18 protein-coding genes are annotated in these 22,587 nt (G+C 59.1%); 11 read left to right on the forward strand and 7 right to left on the reverse strand.

Annotated elements, in window-relative coordinates; all coding sequences use genetic code 11:
- Nucleotides 1–129: 129 nt before the first annotated feature.
- Nucleotides 130–798, reverse strand: coding sequence for a 3'-5' exonuclease (locus QP982_RS01605; protein WP_049194088.1), 669 nt, complete (start codon nt 796–798; stop codon nt 130–132).
- 96 nt (nt 799–894) lie between these two features.
- Between QP982_RS01605 and ligA the strand changes: the two genes are divergently transcribed.
- The gene (gene ligA / locus QP982_RS01610; RefSeq protein WP_141739569.1) at nt 895–3,015 is read left to right on the forward strand and encodes an NAD-dependent DNA ligase LigA; all 2,121 of its coding nucleotides are present in this window, start codon (nt 895–897) and stop codon (nt 3,013–3,015) included.
- 39 nt (nt 3,016–3,054) lie between these two features.
- On the opposite strand, the gene QP982_RS01615 is transcribed toward ligA, so the two are convergent.
- Both QP982_RS01615 and QP982_RS01620 read right to left on the reverse strand, forming a co-directional pair.
- A complete protein-coding gene (locus QP982_RS01615; RefSeq protein ID WP_049194086.1) occupies nt 3,055–5,421 on the reverse strand; it encodes a glycogen/starch/alpha-glucan phosphorylase in 2,367 nt (788 codons plus the stop codon).
- Between the two features lie 144 nt (nt 5,422–5,565).
- Nucleotides 5,566–6,231: an ACT domain-containing protein gene (locus tag QP982_RS01620; protein WP_048735304.1), complete on the reverse strand. Its 666-nt coding sequence runs from the start codon at nt 6,229–6,231 to the stop codon at nt 5,566–5,568.
- A gap of 227 nt (nt 6,232–6,458) precedes the next feature.
- Here QP982_RS01620 and gatC point away from each other — a divergent pair, with 227 nt between their 5' ends.
- The 7 genes from gatC to QP982_RS01655 all read left to right on the forward strand — a co-directional run bounded on the left by gatC (nt 6,459) and on the right by QP982_RS01655 (nt 14,107).
- A complete protein-coding gene (gatC, locus tag QP982_RS01625) occupies nt 6,459–6,752 on the forward strand; it encodes an Asp-tRNA(Asn)/Glu-tRNA(Gln) amidotransferase subunit GatC (protein WP_049194084.1) in 294 nt (97 codons plus the stop codon).
- A gap of 15 nt (nt 6,753–6,767) precedes the next feature.
- A complete protein-coding gene (gatA, locus tag QP982_RS01630; protein WP_049181171.1) occupies nt 6,768–8,282 on the forward strand; it encodes an Asp-tRNA(Asn)/Glu-tRNA(Gln) amidotransferase subunit GatA in 1,515 nt (504 codons plus the stop codon).
- Between the two features lie 115 nt (nt 8,283–8,397).
- Nucleotides 8,398–9,465, forward strand: a complete 1,068-nt coding sequence (locus QP982_RS01635; protein ID WP_080985638.1) for a FecCD family ABC transporter permease — start codon at nt 8,398–8,400, stop codon at nt 9,463–9,465.
- Nucleotides 9,466–10,266, forward strand: a complete 801-nt coding sequence (locus QP982_RS01640) for an ABC transporter ATP-binding protein (RefSeq protein WP_049194082.1) — start codon at nt 9,466–9,468, stop codon at nt 10,264–10,266.
- Between the two features lie 10 nt (nt 10,267–10,276).
- On the forward strand, nt 10,277–11,401 hold the full coding sequence (locus tag QP982_RS01645; protein ID WP_049172092.1) for an ABC transporter substrate-binding protein: 1,125 nt from the start codon (nt 10,277–10,279) through the stop codon (nt 11,399–11,401).
- Between the two features lie 53 nt (nt 11,402–11,454).
- Nucleotides 11,455–12,486: an ATP-dependent 6-phosphofructokinase gene (locus tag QP982_RS01650; protein ID WP_038628534.1), complete on the forward strand. Its 1,032-nt coding sequence runs from the start codon at nt 11,455–11,457 to the stop codon at nt 12,484–12,486.
- Nucleotides 12,487–12,643: 157 nt separating this feature from the next.
- Nucleotides 12,644–14,107, forward strand: coding sequence for a membrane protein (locus QP982_RS01655; protein ID WP_049172094.1), 1,464 nt, complete (start codon nt 12,644–12,646; stop codon nt 14,105–14,107).
- A 26-nt stretch (nt 14,108–14,133) separates the two neighbouring features.
- Here QP982_RS01655 and QP982_RS01660 read toward each other — a convergent pair whose 3' ends face one another.
- A complete protein-coding gene (locus tag QP982_RS01660; protein ID WP_049194081.1) occupies nt 14,134–14,967 on the reverse strand; it encodes a class I SAM-dependent methyltransferase in 834 nt (277 codons plus the stop codon).
- A 53-nt stretch (nt 14,968–15,020) separates the two neighbouring features.
- On the opposite strand from QP982_RS01660, the gene gatB reads away from it, so the two are divergent.
- A complete protein-coding gene (gene gatB, locus QP982_RS01665) occupies nt 15,021–16,529 on the forward strand; it encodes an Asp-tRNA(Asn)/Glu-tRNA(Gln) amidotransferase subunit GatB (RefSeq protein WP_016422487.1) in 1,509 nt (502 codons plus the stop codon).
- Between the two features lie 12 nt (nt 16,530–16,541).
- Here the strand turns inward: gatB and QP982_RS01670 are convergent, their stop codons facing one another.
- Nucleotides 16,542–17,618, reverse strand: coding sequence for a glucose dehydrogenase (locus QP982_RS01670; RefSeq protein WP_224783716.1), 1,077 nt, complete (start codon nt 17,616–17,618; stop codon nt 16,542–16,544).
- Between the two features lie 76 nt (nt 17,619–17,694).
- Between QP982_RS01670 and QP982_RS01675 the strand changes: the two genes are divergently transcribed.
- Nucleotides 17,695–19,068 (forward strand): DoxX family membrane protein, encoded by a 1,374-nt coding sequence (locus tag QP982_RS01675; RefSeq protein WP_284870116.1) that lies wholly within the window; start codon nt 17,695–17,697, stop codon nt 19,066–19,068.
- Nucleotides 19,069–19,143: 75 nt separating this feature from the next.
- The gene (locus QP982_RS01680) at nt 19,144–20,028 is read left to right on the forward strand and encodes a hypothetical protein (RefSeq protein ID WP_284870118.1); all 885 of its coding nucleotides are present in this window, start codon (nt 19,144–19,146) and stop codon (nt 20,026–20,028) included.
- Between the two features lie 15 nt (nt 20,029–20,043).
- Here QP982_RS01680 and ilvD read toward each other — a convergent pair whose 3' ends face one another.
- The gene (gene ilvD, locus QP982_RS01685; protein ID WP_069358811.1) at nt 20,044–21,888 is read right to left on the reverse strand and encodes a dihydroxy-acid dehydratase; all 1,845 of its coding nucleotides are present in this window, start codon (nt 21,886–21,888) and stop codon (nt 20,044–20,046) included.
- Nucleotides 21,889–22,022: 134 nt separating this feature from the next.
- Nucleotides 22,023–22,541 carry a PH domain-containing protein gene (locus QP982_RS01690; RefSeq protein WP_284870119.1) on the reverse strand — a complete coding sequence of 173 codons (519 nt, stop codon included), beginning with the start codon at nt 22,539–22,541 and terminating at the stop codon, nt 22,023–22,025.
- Nucleotides 22,542–22,587: the final 46 nt, after the last annotated feature.

Genomic DNA, 22,587 nt, shown 5'->3' on the forward strand with positions numbered 1-22,587 from the left:
TAGCAATGGATAATCCACATCGGCTTGGATAACTTGGATATTCCGCCGAATTTTGGATATTCGATTTCCATTGGATAATCACAAAACTCTGGATATTGGGAGAGCCGGGGAGGGTGAGGGGGCCGCTGCTCAGTCCATCGGCCACCCGAAGGTGAAGTCCGACGTATCCTTACCTTTTTCGGTCAGGTACTGCTGCAGGTTCTTCTTGTACTGGTAGTACGCGACGGCCTGCAGCTCCATCAGCTCTTCTCCCGATTTTTCGGTTAGCTCCCGGTAGTGGCGCGCCATCACCCATGCGATGCGCGCAGCCGCCAGAGCATCTTCGGTGGCATCATGTGCCCCGTCCAGGCGCACCTGATAATGGCGGGAGACATCAGTCAATGTGCGTTTTTCACGACGTTCCGGATCAAAATAGTGGTCCAGCACAAAGGGGTCGACGACGAGGCCGTCAACGGTAAAACTGGGATCCTGCGAGCGCAGTACCGTCAGATCATAAGCCGCGTTATAGGCCACTACGGTCAGACCATCGCGCCAGGCAGCTCGAAGGCCGGCAATGGTATCCGCTAGCACTTCATCGTGCGGGCGCCCCTCCGCGCGAGCTTTTTCAGTGGTGATGCCATGCACATCAGACGCAGCTTGCGGAATTTCGACACCGGGATTAGCGAGCATGATGGTGGAATCTTTGCCCTGCTCAGTCAGTCGGACCAGTGCGGAAGTGACAATCTTGCAGGTGCGAGGATCCGTGCCGGTAGTCTCCAGATCAAACGCGAGCATGCGTCGCGGATCGAAATTATGCATGTCTCAACTGTAGCGGAGAGTGCGGATTCGCTGAGGGGCAGGAACAAGGTCAAGAGAATTTCCGTGTCCCCCGGCGCATCCGGGCAATGACATAGAATGAGCGACGTGACTTCCTCGACCGATGAGAACTCCGACCTGTCAACCTCCGATTTGTCTTCGTTTTCCAGCGCCCCCGCCTCCGAGCCGGCGCCGGCGGACGTCCGGGAGAAGTGGCAAGATCTAGCAACTCGCATTCGTGAAAACGCTGCGCTGTACTACACCGCGCAGCCGGTTATCTCCGATGCTGAGTACGACGAGATGTTCCGTCAACTGCAGCGGTTAGAGGAGCAGTGGCCCGATCTGGTGGTGCCGGACAGCCCCACCCAGCAGGTCGGCGCACAGGTCGAAGCGCCTGCCGACGGGGAAGTATTCGAGCCTGTTGAGCACCTCGAACGCCTCTACAGCTTGGACAATGTTTTCGATGAGCAGGAGTTGCGCGGCTGGCTGGCCCGCACCCCGGCCAGCACGTATCTGACCGAGCTGAAAATCGATGGCCTGTCTATCGACCTGGTCTATGAGAAGGGCCGCCTTGTCCGGGCGGCCACCCGCGGAGACGGCCGCGTGGGGGAGAACGTCACCGCCAATGCGCGCACTATCGAAGATATTCCGCATGAAATCAGTGGCGAGAACATTCCCGACGTGCTCGAGGTGCGTGGTGAGGTCTTTATCTCGTTGGAAGAGTTCGAACGCATCAATGCTGATCGCGTCGACGCAGGCCAGAAGCCGTTTGCCAACCCCCGTAACGCCGCCGCCGGTTCCCTGCGACAGAAGGATGTTGCAGAAGTGGCGAAGCGTCGCTTGTCCATGATTTGCCATGGAATTGGTCATATCGAGGGCTGGCGTCCACAGTCTCAGCACGAGGCCTATCGTGCCTTGGACGAGTGGGGTTTCCACGTGTCGCCGTATACAAAGCAGGTTCATTCCGCGGATGACGTCGTCAAGCAGATGCAGTACTGGGGCGAGCACCGTCACGATGCCATCCACGAGATGGACGGGCTTGTGGTCAAGGTTGACTCCCTTTCCGAGCAGCGCGCGCTGGGCGCGACCTCGCGGGCGCCGCGCTGGGCGATTGCCTACAAGTATCCGCCGGAAGAGGTCACGACTGATCTGCTGGACATTAGAGTCTCCATTGGACGAACTGGTCGTGCGACGCCATATGCCGTGATGAAGCCGGTTTTCGTGGCCGGGTCAACTGTCGAGATGGCGACGCTACACAACCCTTCTGAAGTGCACCGAAAGGGTGTGCTTATCGGGGACCGTGTGACTATCCGCAAGGCCGGTGACGTGATTCCAGAGGTGCTCGGTCCCGTGGCCGATCTCCGAGATGGTAGCGAGCGAAAGTATATTTATCCGACTCTCTGCCCGGAGTGCGGTACTCGTTTGGCTCCGGCAAAGGACAGCGATGCCGATTGGCGTTGCCCCAATACCCGCTACTGCCCAGGTCAGCTGCGTCGTCGAATTGAATTCCTCGCCTCCCGCTCCGGGTTTGATATCGAAAACCTGGGGGAGAGGGGCGCTGCCGATTTGATTCATCGCGGCGTGCTTGACGACGAGTCCCGCCTCTTCGACCTCACCGAGGAAGATTTGCTCGGCACTGAGGTCTACACTACGGCTTCGCGGAAAACCCTGAACGCCAATGGTAAGAAACTGTTGGCCAACATCGAGGCAGCTAAGGATAAAGAGCTGTGGCGCGTATTGGTCAGCCTGTCCATTCGTCATGTGGGCCCAACAGTGGCGCGGACCTTGGCACAGAAGTTCGGCTCGATGGAGGCGCTGCGCGCTGCGAGCCGCGAGGAGATTTCGGCCATCGATGGCATTGGCGAGATCATCGGCGATTCCGTGGCTGACTGGTTCGAGGTGGACTGGCACCGCGAGGTTGTCGAGCGCTGGGAAGCTGCCGGTGTGCGTATGGCCGATGAGGTCGCCGATCGTCCAGATCAGGTGCTAGAGGGATTGACCGTGGTAGTCACCGGCTCTTTGGAGGACTTCACTCGCGACAGCGCGAAGGAAGCCATTATCTCCCGTGGCGGTAAGGCCGCAGGGTCGGTGTCGAAGAAGACCGACTACGTGGTGGTTGGCGAAAACGCCGGTTCCAAGGCCACAAAGGCCGAGGAGCTGGGCTTGCCCATCCTCGACGAGGATGGGTTCAAGCGGTTGCTGGAAACCGGGCAGGCCTAGCTGGGGCTTGGCCCAGCCAGGATTTGGTCCAGCCGGGGCCTAAATCTTGGTCTCTTCCAGCTTCCAGACCTCATTGGCGTAATCGCGGATGGTGCGGTCGGAGGAGAAGCGGCCCGAACGGATGATGTTCAGGAAGCACTTCTTGGCCCATGCCAGCTCGTCGCGGTAGTCTTCCGCCATGCGGTCGCGGGTCTCGCGGTAGTCAGCGAAGTCGCCGAGGACGTAGTAAACATCGGCCGGCTCGTACCCGTTGGACTCCAGCAGCGAGAAGTGCAGGTCGTGGAACATTCCGCTGCCACCGTCAGAAAAAGTTCCGTCGACAAGCGAATCGACAGCGCGCTTGAGCCCCGGCACCGTTTCGTAAGTGCCACGCGGGCTGTAGGTGCGGCGCAGCTCCGGCAGTTCCTCTTCCAGCGCACCGAAGATGTAGGCGTTCTCTTCGCCGGCGGCGTCGACGATTTCGACGTTTGCGCCGTCCATGGTGCCCAACGTCAGTGCGCCGTTCATCATGAATTTCATGTTCGAGGTACCCGAAGCCTCCTTACCGGCAGTGGAAATCTGCTCGGAGACGTCGGTGGCCGGGATGATGTGCTCTGCCGGGGTGACGTTGTAATTCTCAACGAAAGCGACCTGCAGGCGACCGTCCATGTCCGGATCGTTATTGACCTTGTCCGCGATAGCGTTGATGAACTTAATGATGGCCTTCGCGCGAACGTAGCCTGGGGCGGCCTTGGCACCGAAGATGAACACGCGCGGTGGCACGTCCAGCGCTGGGTCTTCCTTGATGCGGTAGTAGAGATCGAGGATGTAGAGCGCGTTGAGAAGCTGGCGCTTGTACTCGTGCAGACGCTTAATCTGGGTATCGAAGATGGCGTCCGGGTTCACCGAAATACCCTGGCGGTGCTCCAGCCAGGTGGCGAAGTCCTTCTTGTTCTCGTGCTTGATGTCGAGAATCTCACGCAACACGGCCTCGTCGTCAGCAAACTTTTCGAGCTCAGCGAGCTTGTCCAAGTCAGTGACCCAGGCGTCCGAACCCGACAGGCGAGTCAGCAGTGCCGACAGGCGCGGGTTGCACTGGTTGAGCCAGCGGCGCGGGGTGACGCCATTGGTCTTGTTGTTGAAGCGCTCCGGCCAGATATCGTGCCAGTCCTTCAACGTTTCGCGCTTAATGATCTCCGTGTGCAGGGCAGCAACACCGTTGATGGAGTACGCGGCGTAGCAGGCGATCCACGCCATGTGGATGCGACCGTGAGAAATCGGCGCCATGTAGTCAATCTTGCCCTGGTCGAAGCCGCGCTCCGCCAGGTCTTCGCGGAAGCGGCGGTCAATCTCGCGGGTGATCTCCAGAACGCGGCCGAAGAGACGGTCAAAAATGGAGTATTCCCAGGTCTCCAACGCTTCTGCCAGAACGGTGTGGTTGGTGTAGGCGAAGGTGTTGGACACGACGTTCCAGGCGTCGTCCCAGCTCATATCGTGCTCATCCAGGAGCAGACGCATCAGCTCTGGGATAGCGAGCACCGGGTGGGTGTCATTGAGCTGAATGGAGTTGTACTTGTGGAAATCGCGCAGGTCCTCGCCGTGATTCTCGATGTAAGAATCGATCATCGTCTGCAGCGAAGCGGAGACGAAGAAGTACTGCTGGCGGACACGCAGGACCTTGCCGTCATAGGTCGAGTCATTCGGGTAGAGCACGCGGCACAGGTCATGGACGCGCTCCCGTTCGACAATGGCGTCGGTGAAGCGCTGCGAGTTGAAGGCGTCATAGTCGAACTCACGCATCGGCTCCGAGTGCCACAGGCGCAGCGTGCCGACGTTATCGGTGCCGTAGCCGGTAATTGGCATGTCATATGGAACAGCGCGCACCACCAAGTCATCAAAGGTGACAATCTTGGACAGTTCCTCGCGACGAATGACGAAGGGGTAGCCCTCTTCCATCCACGGGTCCGGGTGCTCATCCTGGAAGCCATCTTCGAAGGTCTGCTTGAACAGACCGTAGCGGTAGAGGATGCCATAACCGGTCACCGGCAGATTCTGCGTGGCACAGGAATCCAGGAAGCAGGCGGCCAGACGACCCAGGCCACCGTTACCGAGAGCGGCGTCATGTTCGGCCTCGAGCACGTCTGTCAGATTCTTGCCGTACTTTTTCACGGCAGCAGAGGCCTCATCCACCAGACCTGCATTGAGCAGGTTATTCAGCAGGGCGCGACCCATGAGGAACTCGGCGGAGAAGTAGTGCTGCTGGCGGGTAGCAGCGTATGCCTCTGTGGTGCGCTGCCAGTTGTCCGCTAGGTTATCGACAACAACCCGTGACAGACCGGACCAGAATTCCATCTCAGTGGACGACTGGGGGACACGGCCGGACTCGGCACGAATGTGGGATCCGACGAGGTCACTCAAGTTCGACATCAAAGAAGCTCCTTATTGACTGGTATCATTTCCAGACTTTACCGCTAAGCGTGAATCACTGCGCTCCATAGGGGAGGAGCCTTAGGGTAAGAGCTTCGAGCGGAAGGGAGCTGCCCTCAGAAGAGGGCAGCCCATTAGCCGCTGCTAGTCGATAATCGCGCCGACAATCGTGCCAATCCGTCCCAAGTGCTCAACCTCACTTGGTAGGAAGTCCGGCCCGCCGGGCCGGCCAATAACGAGAACGAGGCCCTTGCCCATCGGAGTGGCGGCAATGGAGGAGTCCATAACTGTCCAGTCCTCCGGCAGCCACGTTTCTTCGTCCGGATCGAGGTTTCGCGGCGAGTCAATTGGGGCTTCCGGCAGAGTCCGGCCGTTATCCTCTGGAGCAGCGGTAGAGGAAGCGCGACGTACCCAGCGGCCATCGCTCTGTTCGCCGAGGACGATAGCCCAGCCGGCAGTCATAGTCTGAGGCAGGCCGTCGACGACATCTCCGAGGGCACGATCTAAGTTTTTCGTGTGCTGCGAGAACTTGGCCAGCAGTGCAATCTGTCCGCGGCGGTCGACCGAGCCGGAGAAAGGCCTAATTGAATCGACTTCCACTCCGCTAATGGACTGAGCCGCTGTAATCAGTGTGTCTGGGAGCAGGCCCATGGGCAGGTCAACCACGATGTCGTCAACAACAACGCCATTAGCGCCGTAATCTACGACATCGACACTGCGAATATCACCTTCTACTTCGCCCAGGGCAGCCGCGACGTAGCCAAGTGCGCCTGGTTCGTCGGGAAGCTGGATGCGAAGGAGGTAACTCATGGCTGTGTGCACAACCTTTCGAATAATTGATAGTGATTGTTGCGGTGTAACTATAGAAGTAGTGATTTAGGCTACAGGGTAAACCTTTGAAATGTAAGACCCTGCGGACAACTGCTTGGCGACAACGACTACTGTTGGCAAGTACAGCCCGCTCGCGCGGTTCAAAATCAGTTTCAACTAAACTTCTGTGCACTAGCTTCGTACGAAGAAATGAAAGGGGTACTAGCGTGCCAGCTATCTCACGCGATGAGGTCGCCCGCCTAGCGCGATTGTCCCGTCTGGCTCTGACTGACGCGGAACTCGACGAGTTCGCCGGTCAGATCGACGGCATTATTAACCACGTCCAGGCCGTTCAAAAGGTGGCTGCGGATGACGTTGAACCGATGAGTCACCCCTCTTCGCTGTCCGGTGTGATGCGCGAGGACGTCGTCAAGCCGACGCTGACTGCGGAGCAGGCGCTGGACCAGGCGCCGTCGCAGGACCGCCAGCGCTTTGAAGTTCCCCAGATTCTTGGCGAGTAGGAGTACGTGGAAGAAATGACTGCAGCTAACCCGAATCTGCATGCCGCTGTTGCTGAGGACCCGATTCTGGGGCTGAGCGCTTTCGAGCTCGCACAGAAGATTCACGCTCGTGAGCTGACCTCGGTAGAGGTCACCCAGGCGTTCCTCGACCGTATCGCGGCAATTGATGAGGACATTCACGCATTCCTGCACGTCGGTGCCGAAGAGGCCCTGGCTGCAGCTCGCAAGGTCGATGAGTCGCTGGATGCTGGCGAGGAGCCGGCCTCCGCGCTGGCCGGTGTTCCGCTGGCGCTGAAGGATGTCTTCACTACCACCGATGCGCCGACCACCTGCGCTTCCAAGATGCTCGAGGGCTACATGAGCCCTTACGACGCAACGGTTACTGCCAAGCTGCGTGCAGCTGGCATCCCAATCCTGGGTAAGACCAACATGGATGAGTTCGCCATGGGCTCGTCGACTGAAAACTCCGCTTACGGCCCGACTCACAACCCGTGGGATGTTGAGCGCACCGCAGGCGGTTCCGGTGGTGGCTCTTCTGCAGCCCTGGCCTCCGGTATGGCTCCGCTGGCTATCGGTACTGACACCGGTGGCTCGATTCGTCAGCCAGCAGCTCTGACCGCAACGGTCGGTGTGAAGCCGACCTATGGCACGGTATCCCGCTACGGCCTGGTCGCTTGTGCCTCCTCGTTGGACCAGGGTGGCCCGACCGCGCGTACCGTTTTGGACACCGCGCTGCTGCACGAAATCATTGCTGGTCACGACGAGAATGACTCGACTTCCACGGAGCAGCCGATTGCCGATGTGGTTGCTGCTGCCAAGGAAGGTGCTACCGGTGACCTCACGGGGGTTAAGGTCGGCATCGTCAAGCAGTTCGACCGCACCGAGGGTTACCAGGCCGGCGTACTGGACAGCTTCCACGAGGCCGTCGACAAGCTTAAGGAAGCTGGCGCAGAGGTGGTCGAGGTCGATTGCCCGAACTTCGACCACGCACTGAGCGCGTACTACCTGATTCTGCCGTGTGAGGTCAGCTCCAACCTGGCTCGTTTCGACGGCATGCGTTACGGCCAGCGTGTTGGTGATGACGGTTCGCACTCGGCCGATGAGGTCATGGCTATGACCCGTGCCGCTGGTTTCGGCGATGAGGTTAAGCGACGCATCATCATTGGTACCTACGCGCTATCGGTCGGTTACTACGATGCCTACTACATCCAGGCACAGCGCGTCCGTACCCTGATTCAGCAGGACTTCGAGCGGGCCTTCGAACAGGTGGATGTCCTGATCTCGCCGACCACTCCGACCACTGCGTTTAAGTTGGGCGAGAAGGTTGACGACCCGCTGAGCATGTACATGTTCGACCTGTGTACTCTGCCGCTCAACCTGGCCGGCATGTGTGGCATGTCCGTGCCGTCGGGCCTGGCTGAAGACACGGGTCTGCCGGTAGGCCTGCAGATTATGGCTCCGCGCCACGGTGACGATCGTCTGTACAAGGTCGGCGCTGCCTACGAAAAGGTTCGCGGCTCGATTGCATAAAAGCGCTCAATAAGCGTTAGTCGGTTTTCTGCAACCGTCGTTTTCTCACTGAAGTGGGAGAGCGGCGGTTGTTGTCGTGTCACGGGAAGTTTCATACATGCGCAGGAACGCAAACATGGAGAGAGTCAGAATTAAAAACCCACCACGATTTATGCCTTGGATCTATGGGCTGGTCATTGTCATAGCCATTGCCGTCAGTCTGGTCGCTGCGGTGGTCTTCGGCTCGGCGGATATCACCTGGTCCACCACGACACAGGTCATTTCGCATCACATCTTCGGCACTGAGCTCGATGAATCTGTGCCCGCCAGTTCGGACACCATCGTCTGGAATCTCCGCGCTCCCCGGGGAATTCTCGCAGCGATTGTAGGGGCGGGGCTAGCTGTCTCCGGTGTGGCTATGCAGACATTGGTCCGTAACCCGTTGGCAGACCCATATCTGCTAGGTATTTCCGCCGGCGCCGGTGCCGGTGCGACCGCGGTGATTATCTTTGGTGCTTTCTCCGGTAGCCCCATCGCGCCGCTGACATTCGGTGCACTCCTCGGTGCAGTAATGGCCACCCTCGCGGTCGGTGCTTTCGCCACTGCAGGCGGTGGGCTGACTCCGCTGCGTTTGGTGCTCTCCGGCGTTGTGCTCTCCGCTGCGTTTTCCGCGCTGAGTAGCTTCATGGTCTTCGCTGGGCCAGACCCGAGGGCCGCGCAGTCCGTGATGTTTTGGATGCTGGGCTCTGTTGCCGGTGCGACATGGCTGAAGACGCTCTTCCCGCTCATTGTCCTCATCGCAGTACTGTTGTTTTTCCTGGTCAAAGCCCGTCATCTGGATGCGCTGGCAACTGGTGAGAGCACCGCAGCGGCCGTAGGTATTGATGTTTCTCGGCTACGCACACAGGTATTTGTGCTCCAGGCTGTCCTCGTTGGCACGCTCGTTGCGGTCTCTGGCGGCATCGGGTTTGTCGGCCTGGTGATTCCACACTTGACCCGCATCTTGGTAGGGGCCACGCACCGCGTTGTCCTACCGGTTGCTGCCCTCATGGGTGGACTGTTTCTCATCTGGGTGGACATCATCGCGCGCGTAGTGGGCGGAAGCCAGGAAATGCCGCTGGGAGTAGTCACGGGATTGGTTGGCGCACCACTTTTCCTCTACCTCATGAGCCGCTCGCACTACAGCTACGGAGGTGCTGAGTAAATGAGCGCTCTACAAAAATCTGTACTCGCCGCTAAAGATGTGCGCTGTGATATCGCTGGGCGCACGATTGTCAGCGGAGTCAACCTCAACTTCGGTGCAGAACCCATGACCGCCATCATTGGTGTTAACGGCGCGGGTAAATCCACGTTGCTGCGTGCGCTCGGTGGAATCACGAAACCGGCCACGGGCGAGGTCGAGATTAACGGCAAATCGATGAGCTCAATCAGCTCGAAGCACCGCGCCCGCGATTTGGCTTTCGTCGCGCAAAACGAGGTTCCACCCGCCGAAATGCGCGTGCGCGACTTTGTCTCCCTGGGGCGCTTGCCCTACCAGCGCCTTTTTGGTGGCAACACTGCCGAGGACAATTCCCACGTCGACCGTGCGCTGGAGCTCGTAGGTCTGGAAACGGTCGCGCAACGCCTGTGTGGGCAACTCTCGGGTGGGCAACGTCGTCGCGTGTGTCTGGCGCGTGCCATCGCCCAGGACTCGCCAATCATGCTTCTCGACGAGCCCACTAACCACCTCGACGTGCGCCATCAACAATCCGTCCTCCGCCTGGCCCGCTCCAGCGGAGCGTGTGTCATTGCCGCGATCCACGACTTGGATCTGGTGATGAACCACTTCGACCGCGTCATCGTGGTCGCGGACGGCGGTATCGCGGCCGACGGCATTCCCGCAGAAGTGCTTACCCGCGACTTTGTCGCCCAAATCTTTCAGGTTGAATCCTGTCAGCTCAATTCCCCCGCTGGCCGCCGCCACCTCGCAATCGATAGCGAGCTGGATGCTGCCACCATCAACTAGGAGTACTCCCTTGAATAACGCACATGCTTTCCGACGTCCCCTTCGTGCCTCAGCAGCTGGTATCGCTGTGGCTGCTCTGGCATTCGGAGCCGCCGCCTGTGGCTCTGATGAGGGAACGCAGGCCTCGTCGTCAGGCCTTACCCTCACCAACTGCGGTGAAGAAGTCAGCTACCCGGGTGTAGCTAAAAAGCTGCTGATTAATGACGGCAATATTGCTTCGCTGGCGCTGGCTGTCGGTGCTGCGGATGAGATCACAGCGGTGAGCTCTATGGCCTCGCATCTGCCGGTGTTGACCGCAGCTTATGGCGATGCAATTGCGCAGAAGCCAGAAGTTGCGAAGGAATACCCGAATCTGGAGCAGGTCATTGCGGCCGAACCGGATGTGATGCTGGCGGGCTGGGGCTATGGCTTTAGTGAAGACAAGGGCATTACCCCGGAATCGCTTTCCGAGCACGGTATCGGTGCCTACACCCTGACGGAATCTTGCCGTACTGGTGACGCAGCCTCGGCGGGCAAGGAAGGCAGTGGCGACCCGGGGCATACTCGTGGTCTGGTGGATCCGTGGGAAGCTGTCAAAATTGATTTGAAGAATATCGCTACCTTGACCGGACACGACGGTGAGGGCGACAAGGTTATTGCAGATATTGATAACCGACTGCAAGCCCTGGATGCCGCGCCAAAGGGAGATAAGAAGCCAGTGGGCTTCCTCTTTGATTCTGTCGGTGAAGCACCAATTACCTCGGGTTCCTTTGGCGCACCGCAGGGCATCCTGGAAAAGGCCGGTGCAATCAATGCGACCGAGTCGATTAAGGACACTTGGACTACGACCTCCTGGGAGCATGTCGCGGAGATGAATCCTGACTTCATCGCGCTTGTGGACTACCCAGGTCAGACCTTCGAAGAGAAAATCAAGGTTTTGCGCACGAATCCGGCAACGAAGGATCTCGAGGCGGTCAAGGAGAACCGCTTTATTAACCTGCCGATTGCATTGTGGACGGAGTCTCCGCTGAACGTCGATGCCGCAGAGTACGTGCGCAAGGCGCTCGAGGAATATGGTCTTGTGCCGGCGTCGGAGGTGACGACGAAGATGGAGCTACCGTCTGAGCTACCAGGGCAGGAGTACCTGCAGAAGTAGTTTCGACCAAGGCCGTCAAGCACGAACTGACTAACGCGACTAAGGTGGGCATCATGCGAATTGCGACCCTTACCTCCGGTGGAGATTGTCCCGGTCTGAATGCCGTTATCCGTGCAATTGTCCGTACCAGCTCGAGCGAGTACGGCTCAACCGTCGTCGGTTTTGAGGACGGTTGGATTGGTCTTATGGAAGACCGTAGGGTCCAGCTTTACGACGATGAGCGGATTGACCGTATGCTGCTGCGTGGCGGCACGATGCTGGGCACCGGCCGCGTGCATCCGGACATTCTCATGTCTAACCTCGACCGCATCAAGGAAAATCTCTCTGATGCGGGCATCGATGCCCTGATCCCAATCGGTGGCGAAGGTACGCTGAAGGCCGGCAAGTGGCTTTCGGACAATGGGGTGCCGGTCGTCGGTGTTCCGAAGACTATTGATAATGACGTCAACGGTACGGACTACACCTTCGGTTTCGACACGGCTGTGGCTGTTGCCACCGACGCGGTTGACCGTCTGCACACCACTGCGGAATCCCACCAGCGCGTCATGATTGTTGAGGTCATGGGTCGACACGTGGGCTGGATCGCTTTGCATGCGGGTATGGCCGGCGGTGCTCACCACATTGTCATTCCGGAAAAGCCATTCGACATCAACGAGATTGTGAAGTCGATGGAGCGCCGTTTCCAGATGGGTGAGAAGTACGGCATTATCGTCGTCGCTGAGGGCGCCACCCCGAAGCCGGGCACCATGGAGTACGAAGAGGGCGGTGTCGACCAGTTCGGCCACCAAACCTTCAACGGCATTGGTCAGGTTATTGGTGCGGAGATTAAGAAGCGCACCGGGTACGACGTTCGCACCACGGTGCTGGGTCACATTCAGCGTGGCGGTACGCCGACTGCGTACGACCGCGTGCTTGCTACCCGCTACGGTGTCCACGCCACCCGAGCAGTACACGAGGGGGACTTCGGCAAGATCGTCGCTCTGCACGGTGAGAACATCGAGCGTATCGACATCGACGATGCGGTTGCTGAGTTGAAGGTTGTGCCGGATGGCCGTTACCGCGCAGCTGCTGCGCTGTTTGGTTAAACGCGTCGGTTAAGCACGCGTTGCTAAACATTTAGGCACATCTTCGTAACAAAATAGGCATACTGCCCGAGCTGGTGTATCAATCACCAGCTCGGGCAGTATGCTTTGTAAGGTTCCGGTTTTTGAAAAATAGACTTATATTTAGGATTTTCTCGTTATGTGGAAAAGAGCCACAACAATCGCGATGGCCTTTGTCGGCCTAACTGTCGGTGCCGGATTCGCATCCGGCCAGGAAATGATGCAGTACTTCGTGGCATTTGGCACTAACGGCTTGTGGGGCGTGGTACTTGCCTCCGTCGTGATGATTGCCAGTGGCCTGGCAGTGCTGTCAATTGCCAGCTACTTGCAGGCTGATGAGCACTCCGAGGTCTTCGACGTAATCACCCGCAGTTGGGTTTCGAAGATTTTGGATATCGCCGTGATGATCACGCTGTTCTGTACCGGCTTCGTCATGTTCGCCGGTGCCGGTGCGAACTTGAACCAGCAGTTCGGACTTGAGGTGTGGATTGGCGCCGTCATCATGGTTGCCCTGACTTTGGGTGTAGGCATGCTGGATGCCGACAAGGTCAGCCGCGTGATTGGCATGATCACTCCATTCATTATCGTGTTCCTGCTTGGAGCCGGTATCTACACTTTGTTCACCACCGACACGTCGATGTCGGAGGCCGCGCAGTACACCAATGAACTGTCGACATCGCTGCCACACTGGTCTATTTCTGCCCTGAACTATGTCGGTTTCTGTGTGATGGTGGCCGTATCGATGTCGATTGTCATCGGCGGTAGCTACCTGAACCCGCGTGAAGCTGGCATTGGTGGTCTCATGGGCGGGAGCATCTATGCAGGTCTGCTGACGCTGGTGACCTTTGCCCTCTTCTTCAAGGTCAAGGATGTTGGCCACGAAGATATGCCGACCCTGGCAATCGTCAATGACATCCACCCGGTCCTGGGTACCGTGATGGCAATCATCATCTACGCCATGATTTTCAACACGGCCATTGGCATGTTCTACGCGCTGGGCCGCCGCCTAACACGCAATACCCCGCAGCGTTTCCGCCTGGTATTCATCGTGACGGTGCTGATTGGTTTTGGCCTAAGTTTCTTTGGGTTCAAGGCCCTGGTTGGCTCCATCTACCCGGCCCTTGGCTACGTCGGTATCGCTCTTATCGTGATTCTGTGTGGTGCGTACCTGGCTGGACGTAACAAGCTGATGGAGGAGTCGAAGCGTCGCGGCCGTATCCGTAAGCTCGCACGCCGGAAGATGCACCCGAACAAGAAGTTCACCACCGCCGATCAGAAGAAGCTCGACCGCGCTTTGGCCAACTCCAACATTTCCAACGTCGATCTTCAGGAGAGCGTCCGCGACGACATCGTCGAGGAACTGGTCAGCGACGATAATGTTGAATTCACCGAGGATGACGCCGAGCGCATCGTAGAAAAGGATAATGAGCGCCTGGAGAAACTTTCCGAAATCGAGGAAGCCTCCGATGATGACAATCCTCGCGAGACCGCGAGGGACTCCTTCCCAGGCGAGGCCACAGCCACTGCGCCGAAGAAGCTTGCCGGACAGACTAAGAATGCATTCAAGCGCGTGGCTCACCCTAAGCCGAAGAAAGAAAAGTAACTAGCGCGACTAGGCAGCTCGAAAATTTAGGCAGCTCGAAAATAGAAGGCATCGCACCGGTAGGGAAGGGCGATGCCTTCTTCGTATGTGTGCCCCAAGTGTTCGTGGAGATACCAATGCAAGTTCGCCTCCACCTTGGCGCGAGTGGCGGGCTTGGAACGAAGCCAATAGGAACGGGTTCGTGCCAGCAGCACGATGTCCTCGATGGTCAGTGTCTGCTCCCAGGCCAGACGCACCTCATCGACTAGCTCCAGCTCCGGGCCAACCTCGGGGTAGAAGCCGGGACGCAACACGTCGCCGGCGTGCATTATGCGGCTGAGCCGATGCACCCACGGTACGGAAACATCCAAGGTGTTCCACACCAACATAGCCACGCTATCCGCGCGTAGCACCCGAGTGAGTTCTTTACTTGCAGCTGTCGGGTCCACCCAGTGCCATGTCTGCGCACATGTTGCTACATCGACGCTGTTGGACTCCAGTCCCGTGCGCTCCGCAGTGCCTTCCAGGCATTCCGCCGCTGGCACATTGTGCATCAGTGCTTGCCGCATCGCGGTGGAGGGATCGAGTGCCAGCAGGGTGGCATCGCGGTAGACGTCGGCAAGCGAGGCGGTGAGCTTCCCAGTGCCGGCGCCGATATCGGCGACTACCTGTGGGTGCGGTGCGAGACGGGTAAGCGCTTCGATGACGGTTGGAGGATATCCGGGGCGCACGCGGTGGTAGCCCGTGGCTCCGTCGGCGCTTTCCTGCAGGTCGTTGTCGAAAGTAGCGCCTGCGCGGTGGCGGTCAGCGGCGTCGCGGAACGTTGGCGTATCGCGTGCTGACGTCGGTGGAATCGGTGGGTGTTCGTTAACTCCGGGCACGACTTATACCCTAGGGCACGCCTGCGGGGCCATCGCTAGTAGACTCTACAAACATGACCGCTGCATACGCTGATGACTTGATGGACTTTGATGAGGTCCTCGAACGTTTTGACCCGGTAATGGGCATGGAGGTTCACGTCGAGCTCTCGACGAATACCAAGATGTTCTCCTCCTCCTCGGCGCACTTTGGTGCCGAGCCGAATAGCAACGTCGATCCCTGCAGCCTCGGCCTACCTGGCGCGCTGCCTGTGGTTAACCGTCAGGGCGTTGAGTGGGCCATCAAGATTGGCCTGGCGCTGAACTGCGAGATTGCTGAGTCCTCCCGCTTCGCGCGCAAGAACTACTTCTACCCGGACCAGCCGAAGAACTACCAGATTTCGCAGTACGACGAACCAATCGCCTACGACGGATATCTTGACGTTCAGCTTGACGACGGCACGGAGTTCCGTGTCGAAATCGAGCGCGCTCACATGGAAGAAGACACCGGCAAGCTGACGCACTTGGGCGGTGCCGATGGTCGTATTCACGGCGCCACGCGTTCGCTGGTGGACTGCAACCGCGCAGGTATTCCGCTGATTGAGATCGTTACTAAGCCAATTCTCGGTGCAGGGGAGCGTGCCCCAGAGGTTGCTCGTGCGTACGTTTCTGCGCTGCGTGACCTGGTGAAGTCCCTCGGTGTCTCCGATGCCCGCATGGACCAGGGCTCGATGCGTGTGGACTCCAACGTTTCCCTGCGCCCAATCGGCCAGGAGGAGTTCGGCACTCGTACCGAGACTAAGAACATCAACTCCCTGAAGTCGGTTGAACAGGCTGTTCGCTACGAGATGCAGCGCCAGGCTGCTGCGATTACTAATGGCGAGGAGATCGTTCAGGAAACCCGCCACTACCAGGAGACCGACGGCACGACCTCCAAGGGCCGCCCGAAGGAATCGCAGTCGGATTACCGCTACTTCAACGACCCGGATCTGCCACCTGTGATTGCGCCGCGTGAGTGGGTGGAGGAAATCCGCGCAACTCTGCCGGAGCTGCCGTGGGTGCGTCGTGCCCGTATTCAGGAAGAGTGGGGTCTGAAGGACGAGGAAATGCGCGACCTGGTTAACGCCGGCGCTCTCGACCTGATTGTCGACACCGTTGAGGCTGGTGCCGGCCCGGCTGAGGCTCGTTCCTGGTGGGTCGCTTACCTGGCGCAGAAGGCCAACGAGGCAGGCGTGGAGCTGGCTGAGCTCGCGATTACCCCGGCACAGGTTGCACGTGTGATTGCACTGATTGAAGAGGGCAAGCTGACCAACAAGCTGGCCCGTAAGGCCGTTGACGGCGTGCTCGCAGGCGAGGGCGATGTTGATGAGGTCGTTGCTGCCCGTGGCCTGGAGGTCGTTCGCGACGACGGTGCTATTGAGAAGGCCGTCGACGATGCACTGGCTGCTAACCCGGACATCGTCGAGAAGTACCGAGCTGGCAACAAGAAGGTCGTCGGTGCCATCGTGGGGCAGGTCATGAAGGCCACCCGCGGCAAGGCAGACCCGGCTCAGGTCAACCAGCTGATTGCGAAGAAGCTGAGCTAGCCTCCCTGAAAGCTAATCCGGGGAACCGCCGGCGGCACCATCGCTCGGCAGTCTGACGACGCGCTCGTCGGACTCCGACGGTTGTGCCCCGGCGGTTTTGTTGGTCGTGGCACCCCAAACTTCAATACCCTGATTTGCTGCGACAGCCGCTACATACGAGATGTGGCCGAAGTCGCCGTCGACAAGCACTTCAGGGGAACCCTTGACCTCCCACGCCGCGTCGGGCCCACTTGACTTCGGACCCACCGGCATGGAGATGACCTTCTGCGCGTCTGGGATGGCAATGACCACGCGGTCACCCATCACTGCGCATCCACCGATGGAATCGTTCAGGTCCACACCGCCGAGGGGATTAATCACAGGGCCGGTGAGCTGAACCAGCTGTGGGGTGCCGTCGAGAATGGCGGTTGCCAACGGCGGCATTCCGTCCGGACCATGGCAGAACTGCTGAAACTCAATGCCTGGATCTCCCACGAGCAATTTGCGCGGGGACAGGGTGTCCGAAGTTCGGTCAAAATAGATTCCGAGAATGCCGGGCTCGCTGAGGTCCGGAAGTTCGCGCACATCAGCGGTGCTGCCCTCCACGAGGGTGACGCGCGCAATGGTGTCGTCGTTACGCAAAACAAAGACCTGACGGTCCTCTTCAACCGAGGGACTGGGCAGCAGTTGTTTTGCAGGGGCGCCGAGCCGTGCGACCTCACGCGGTGTCTTACCCGGTGCGACAACGGTGAGTGCACCGTCGTCGGTGGCGACGAGAGCCTCCCCAGGGCCGGTTGAGGCTAGCGCGGTGGTAAGCGGTAGGCAGGCCGCGAGAGTGACATCGTCGAGGTCGCAGGGACCTTTGTCTTTGGCTTTGCTTTCCGTGGTTGGGACCGGGGTAGAGGGCAAATCAGGGGAGGAAAACTTCGGCATGGCAATGCCTGTCGGTTCCGACTTGTCTTCAGTAAACGGTGACTCAAGCGCGCTCGAGGCACTCATGCAGCCGGAAAGAGAGACCATCCCGACGACACCAGCGGCGAGCGCAGCACGACGACGCCGCCCGCGAGCGCGAGCCTGTGCACTGCTGGTGTGGACGAGGTGGAATCCCATAGGCATACACAATACAGCCTCGTTTCCCGGCCACGCCTGCGACCAAAAGTGAGGCAGTAGTTTTAATGTGGACGATGTGAGCGACTCAGAGAAGTACCCGAACGACCGCGCCCTCGAGAATGTGGAGGACGGATTCGATGACGATCTCGACGTCCCGACCTACCGCAAGCTCGCTGAGCCAATGAACGAAGAAACAAACCGTGACGACAGCGACAACACCGCAACGCAGATTTTTCCGGGTGTGCCGGAAAAGCGCGTAGCGGAGGAGTCGGAGGCAGACCAAGAAAACCTGACTCCGGAACCTACCGCTGCATCAGAGACAGTGGCAGAGACAGAGGTTGAGCCGAGCTCGGAACCGGAGCCTGAAGTTCAGGATGAGCCGAAGAAGCGCTACGACGCCTACGCCGCTGCAGGCCGCACGGCACCTCAGGTGATTAGCCCTGCCGGTAAGCCTTCGCCGCGGGATGAACAGGCTGAAACTGAGTCAGCGCCCGCGACTGATAAAGAGTCGGAGGTAGCCCCGGAGTCGGAGGCAACCGAAATCTTTGAGCAGCCGGCTCGTAGTGAGCGCGTTGATTCAGACGAGGATTTCAGCCAGCCGACGCAAGCCTTCTCGGCTTCTGAAGCGGCAGGAGCGTCCGCAGCGGGAGCTACTGCAAATAAGTCGGAAGCACAGCCAGCATTCGACGATGAGGCGGAGCCGACCTATGACTCTTCACGCAATTCCGCAGCTGAGACTCAGTATTTCGATGAATCGGATTTCGCTGAACCGGCTGCGTCCCGCGATACCGCTGGTGCAGCTGGCGCCGCTGGTGTTGCAGGAGCAGGCGTAGGAGCCGCCGGGGCAACTGCTGCTACGACTACCGCCGCTGCTGACGACGATGAAGACACGGACTTCTACGACGACAACGAACCGGAGTTCCGTCGCGGTACCACTGACTTCGGCCTCCTGCTGCTGCGTCTTGGATTGGGTGCGCTACTGCTGGTCCATGGTCTGACAACGCTGCTCGGCTGGGGCAACTCCGGTGGCACCACTGCGCTGGAGACACAGTTTAGCCAGAACAACTTCGCCCTCGGCCCTGTGATGGCCACTGCCATCCCAACGGTTCAGCTCATCGCGGGTGCCCTGCTCATCTTAGGGCTTGCGACACCGCTGGCCGCAGCATTGGCGCTGGCATTGTCCGCCTACCTCAGCATGTTTGATGTGGCTACCTCTGCCAATGGCGTGAATATCGTCGGCCAGGATTCCAGCAACCTTCAGCTACAACTGTTGATGACCGCCATGGCACTTGGCTTGCAGTTCACCGGTCCGGGCCGCATCGGTATCGACTTCGGACGCGGCTGGGCTCGTCGCCCACTGGCATCGTCTTGGATCTTCGGAATTCTGTCCATCGCTGCAGCAATTGGCCTGTGGTGGCTGACGACCAGCACGCTGCCGTTTGTTGGCTAAGGCAGTTCGCAGCTACACAAACAGTCGAGCGGCCTAAACTAGGTTCTCGGTTAGGGGCGGGGTACAATGCCCCCTATGCCAAAGTCGAGACACGCACTAAAGACCACCCTCGCGGTGGTCTTTTTCATGTCTTCGATAGGCGCGACAACGTCGATCCACTCACCGTCGACAGCTGCTGCCGACGAGCACAATGAGGTTGCAGCCTCCGTCTCGTCGGCAAGCGCCTGGCCGACTCATGAGGTGAGTCTGCCGCGCATGAACCTCAACGCCGAAGGGTTGATTGAGACTGACCCGCGCACGCAAATGGCGGTGAGCTACGAGCCGGTGGGCGTGGGGTACAGCAGCCAGGCATCGCAACGCCCGCTGCCGGCGCTATCCCTGATTAAGTTGTATATCGGTCAGTATGTGCTCGAACACGGCACTGCCGACGATGCCGAGCGCGTCGAAAAGATGATTTCGCGTTCCGACGACGATTTGGCCGCCGACTTTTACCGGAAGTACCCGGAATCGGTCGATTCCATTGCGACCGAGTACGGCCTGTTCAACACTTCCGGCGGAGAAAAGTGGGGAGTATCGAGGACCACCGCGGAAGATGTGGTGTCTTTTATTTCCCAGCTTCGTCTGAAGCATCCTAATTCTGAGGTGCTCGAGGCGATGCGACACTGGTCGCCGATTGCTGCCGATGGCTATCGACAGAATTTTGGTCTTGCCGGGCTGCCCGGCTCTGAAGGCGCGAAAATGGGCTGGTCCAACCGGCGTTCGTGGCACTCTTCCGTTGTTTTTGGCCCCGGATATGTAATGGCGGCCATTACCGAGGGCGGCAAATATGCACACACCGAGGACGTCGCTGAGGGGATTGCCGACGTCGAGTACCGGGATTTGGTGAAGCCCACGCAGAAGACTGGGCGCAAAGCCACTCTAGAAACGCCAAAGGCCCGTGCGGTAAGCACAGGCCTTTAAACGGGTTTGATCTAGCTAGTCGACAATGCGGACCGCGCCCTTATCCGCACTGGACGCCATCTTGGCGTATGCGCGCAGCGCCTTGGAGACCTTGCGCGGACGCGGCTTGTGCGGAGTAAATGGCTTATCGCGCTTGAGCTCCTCATCGCGACGAGCGGCCAGCTCCTCGTCGGACACCTGAATCTCAAGGCGTCGTTCAGCGACATCGATGTACACCGGGTCGCCGTTGCGGACGAGACCGATTGCGCCGCCGGCAGCGGCCTCCGGGGAAACGTGGCCGATAGACAGTCCGGAGGAACCCCCGGAGAAGCGACCATCGGTGACCAGTGCACAGACCTTACCCAGGCCAGCGCCCTTGATGAATGCGGTCGGGTGCAGCATCTCCTGCATGCCCGGGCCGCCGGAAGGACCCTCGTAGATGACAAAGAGAACTTCGCCCGGCTGCAAGGTGCGGTTCAAGATGACCGAGACAGCCTCTTCCTGGCTTTCTACGACGCGAGCGGTGCCCTCGAAGTGGAACTGATCCTCGCCGATACCGGCGGTCTTCAGGATAGCGCCGTCCTCGGCGATGTTGCCGCGCAGGACACACAGACCGCCTTCCTTCGTGTAGGCGTGGTCGAAGTCGCGGATGCAGCCATTTTCGGAGTCCGTATCCAGGCTCTCCCAGCGGTTGGATGTGGAGAACGGCTCGGTGGTGCGCACGCCGCCAGGGGCTGCGTGGAACAGTTCAATCGCTTCGTCAGTGGCCTTGCCGCCGCGGATATCCCAGTTGTCCAGGTGCTCCTCCAGAGATGGGGAGTGAACGGAGCGGACATTCATTTGCAGCAGGCCCGCGCGGCGCAGTTCGCCGAGGATGGCTGGAATACCACCGGCGCGGTGGACGTCCTCCATGTAGTAGTCCGAGTTCGGTGCCACCTTGGACAGACAAGGCACGCGGCGGGAAATCGCGTCGATGTCGGAGAGGTCGAAGTCGATCTCGCCCTCCTGGGCGGCAGCGAGAATATGCAGCACCGTGTTGGTGGAACCGCCCATGGCAACGTCGAGCGTCATTGCGTTGACAAACGCGTCGCGGTTGGCGATGTTGCGCGGCAGCACGGACTCGTCACCATCGTGGTAGTAGCTCTTCGCCAGGTCCACAATCAGTTCACCGGCGCGCGTGAACAAATCGCGACGCGCCTGCTGAGTTGCCAGGGTAGAACCGTTACCCGGCAGGGACAGGCCGAGGGCCTCGGTCAGGCAGTTCATCGAGTTTGCAGTGAACATGCCCGAGCACGATCCGCAGGTCGGGCATGCCGAGCGCTCGATGTCGAGCAGGTTCTTGTCATCGACCTTGTCGTTCGCGGATGCAGAAATAGCCGAGACGAGGTCAGAGCCGGGCTTGACGACGCCATCGATAACAATCGACGATCCCGATTCCATCGGCCCGCCGGAAACGAAGACCACCGGGATATTCAGACGCAGAGCCGCATTGAGCATGCCCGGCGTGATCTTGTCACAGTTGGAAATACAGACCAATGCGTCAGCGGTGTGAGCGTTGACCATGTACTCGACAGAGTCAGCAATAATCTCACGGGACGGCAGCGAGTAGAGCATGCCGTCGTGGCCCATCGCAATTCCGTCGTCGACAGCAATGGTGTTGAACTCACGGGGGACGCCACCGGCTGCGGTTACAGCTTCTGCGACGATGTCGCCAACGTCCTTCAGGTGCACGTGACCGGGAACGAACTGAGTGTAAGAGTTGGCAATTGCGATAATCGGCTTGCCGAAGTCGTTATCGGTCATGCCAGTTGCGCGCCATAGCGAACGCGCACCTGCAGCATTACGGCCGGCAGTGGTGACTTTAGAGCGAAGGGGAATCATGGGGGCTGCCCTTCCTAGATAGGGTGCAAGGTAATTAATTATCCATATTAATCACAAAAAGCCCCTAATGTCTCATTTCGTGGTCACTGGTGTCCGCATAATGAGATTTAGGGGCTTTGTGGACTGCTTATATGTTACTCGGCAGAGGCGTCACCTTTAGCCTTGGCATCAGCCTCAACCTCACTGACCTTCTTCATTACGGAGTGGCCATCGCGGTCGAAAACCTCGACCTTGTCATTTTCCGCCATACGAGCCGAAGCGATCGGATCTGGAATCAGACCGCCAGTGGCTTCCTTCAACTCCGGCAGCGAATTAAAAGAGATGGCCGGCAGGGCGATGCGCTCATCTGACTTGGTTACCGCAAAGGCGCGGCCGCCCTTGTTGAAGAAGATGCCCGCAAAATCGCTCCAGGGCACCGAACGGCGCTTGGACAATAGGTACACCGCAGTGATGCCGCGTGGCCCTACGGTGGTGCGTACTCGGAAAATCCAAAGCGTATAAATCAACGGTGCCAGGAAGGTAATGGCCAGCCACGGGGCAAAACCGGTGGCAATTACACACAGCACGAGCATGAACGCAACGATGAACAGATGCGTCTTCTGTGGGCGAAATCGCTGCGTCGCAATTTTTGGCTGTGGAGTCGAGTCAGTCATGGCCTTTGATTGTAGCGGGTAGTTCGGATTCGCCAATGCACGGTGG

The sequence above is a fragment of the Corynebacterium sp. MSK019 genome, assembly GCF_030232425.1.
Lineage (GTDB): Bacteria > Actinomycetota > Actinomycetes > Mycobacteriales > Mycobacteriaceae > Corynebacterium > Corynebacterium jeikeium_D.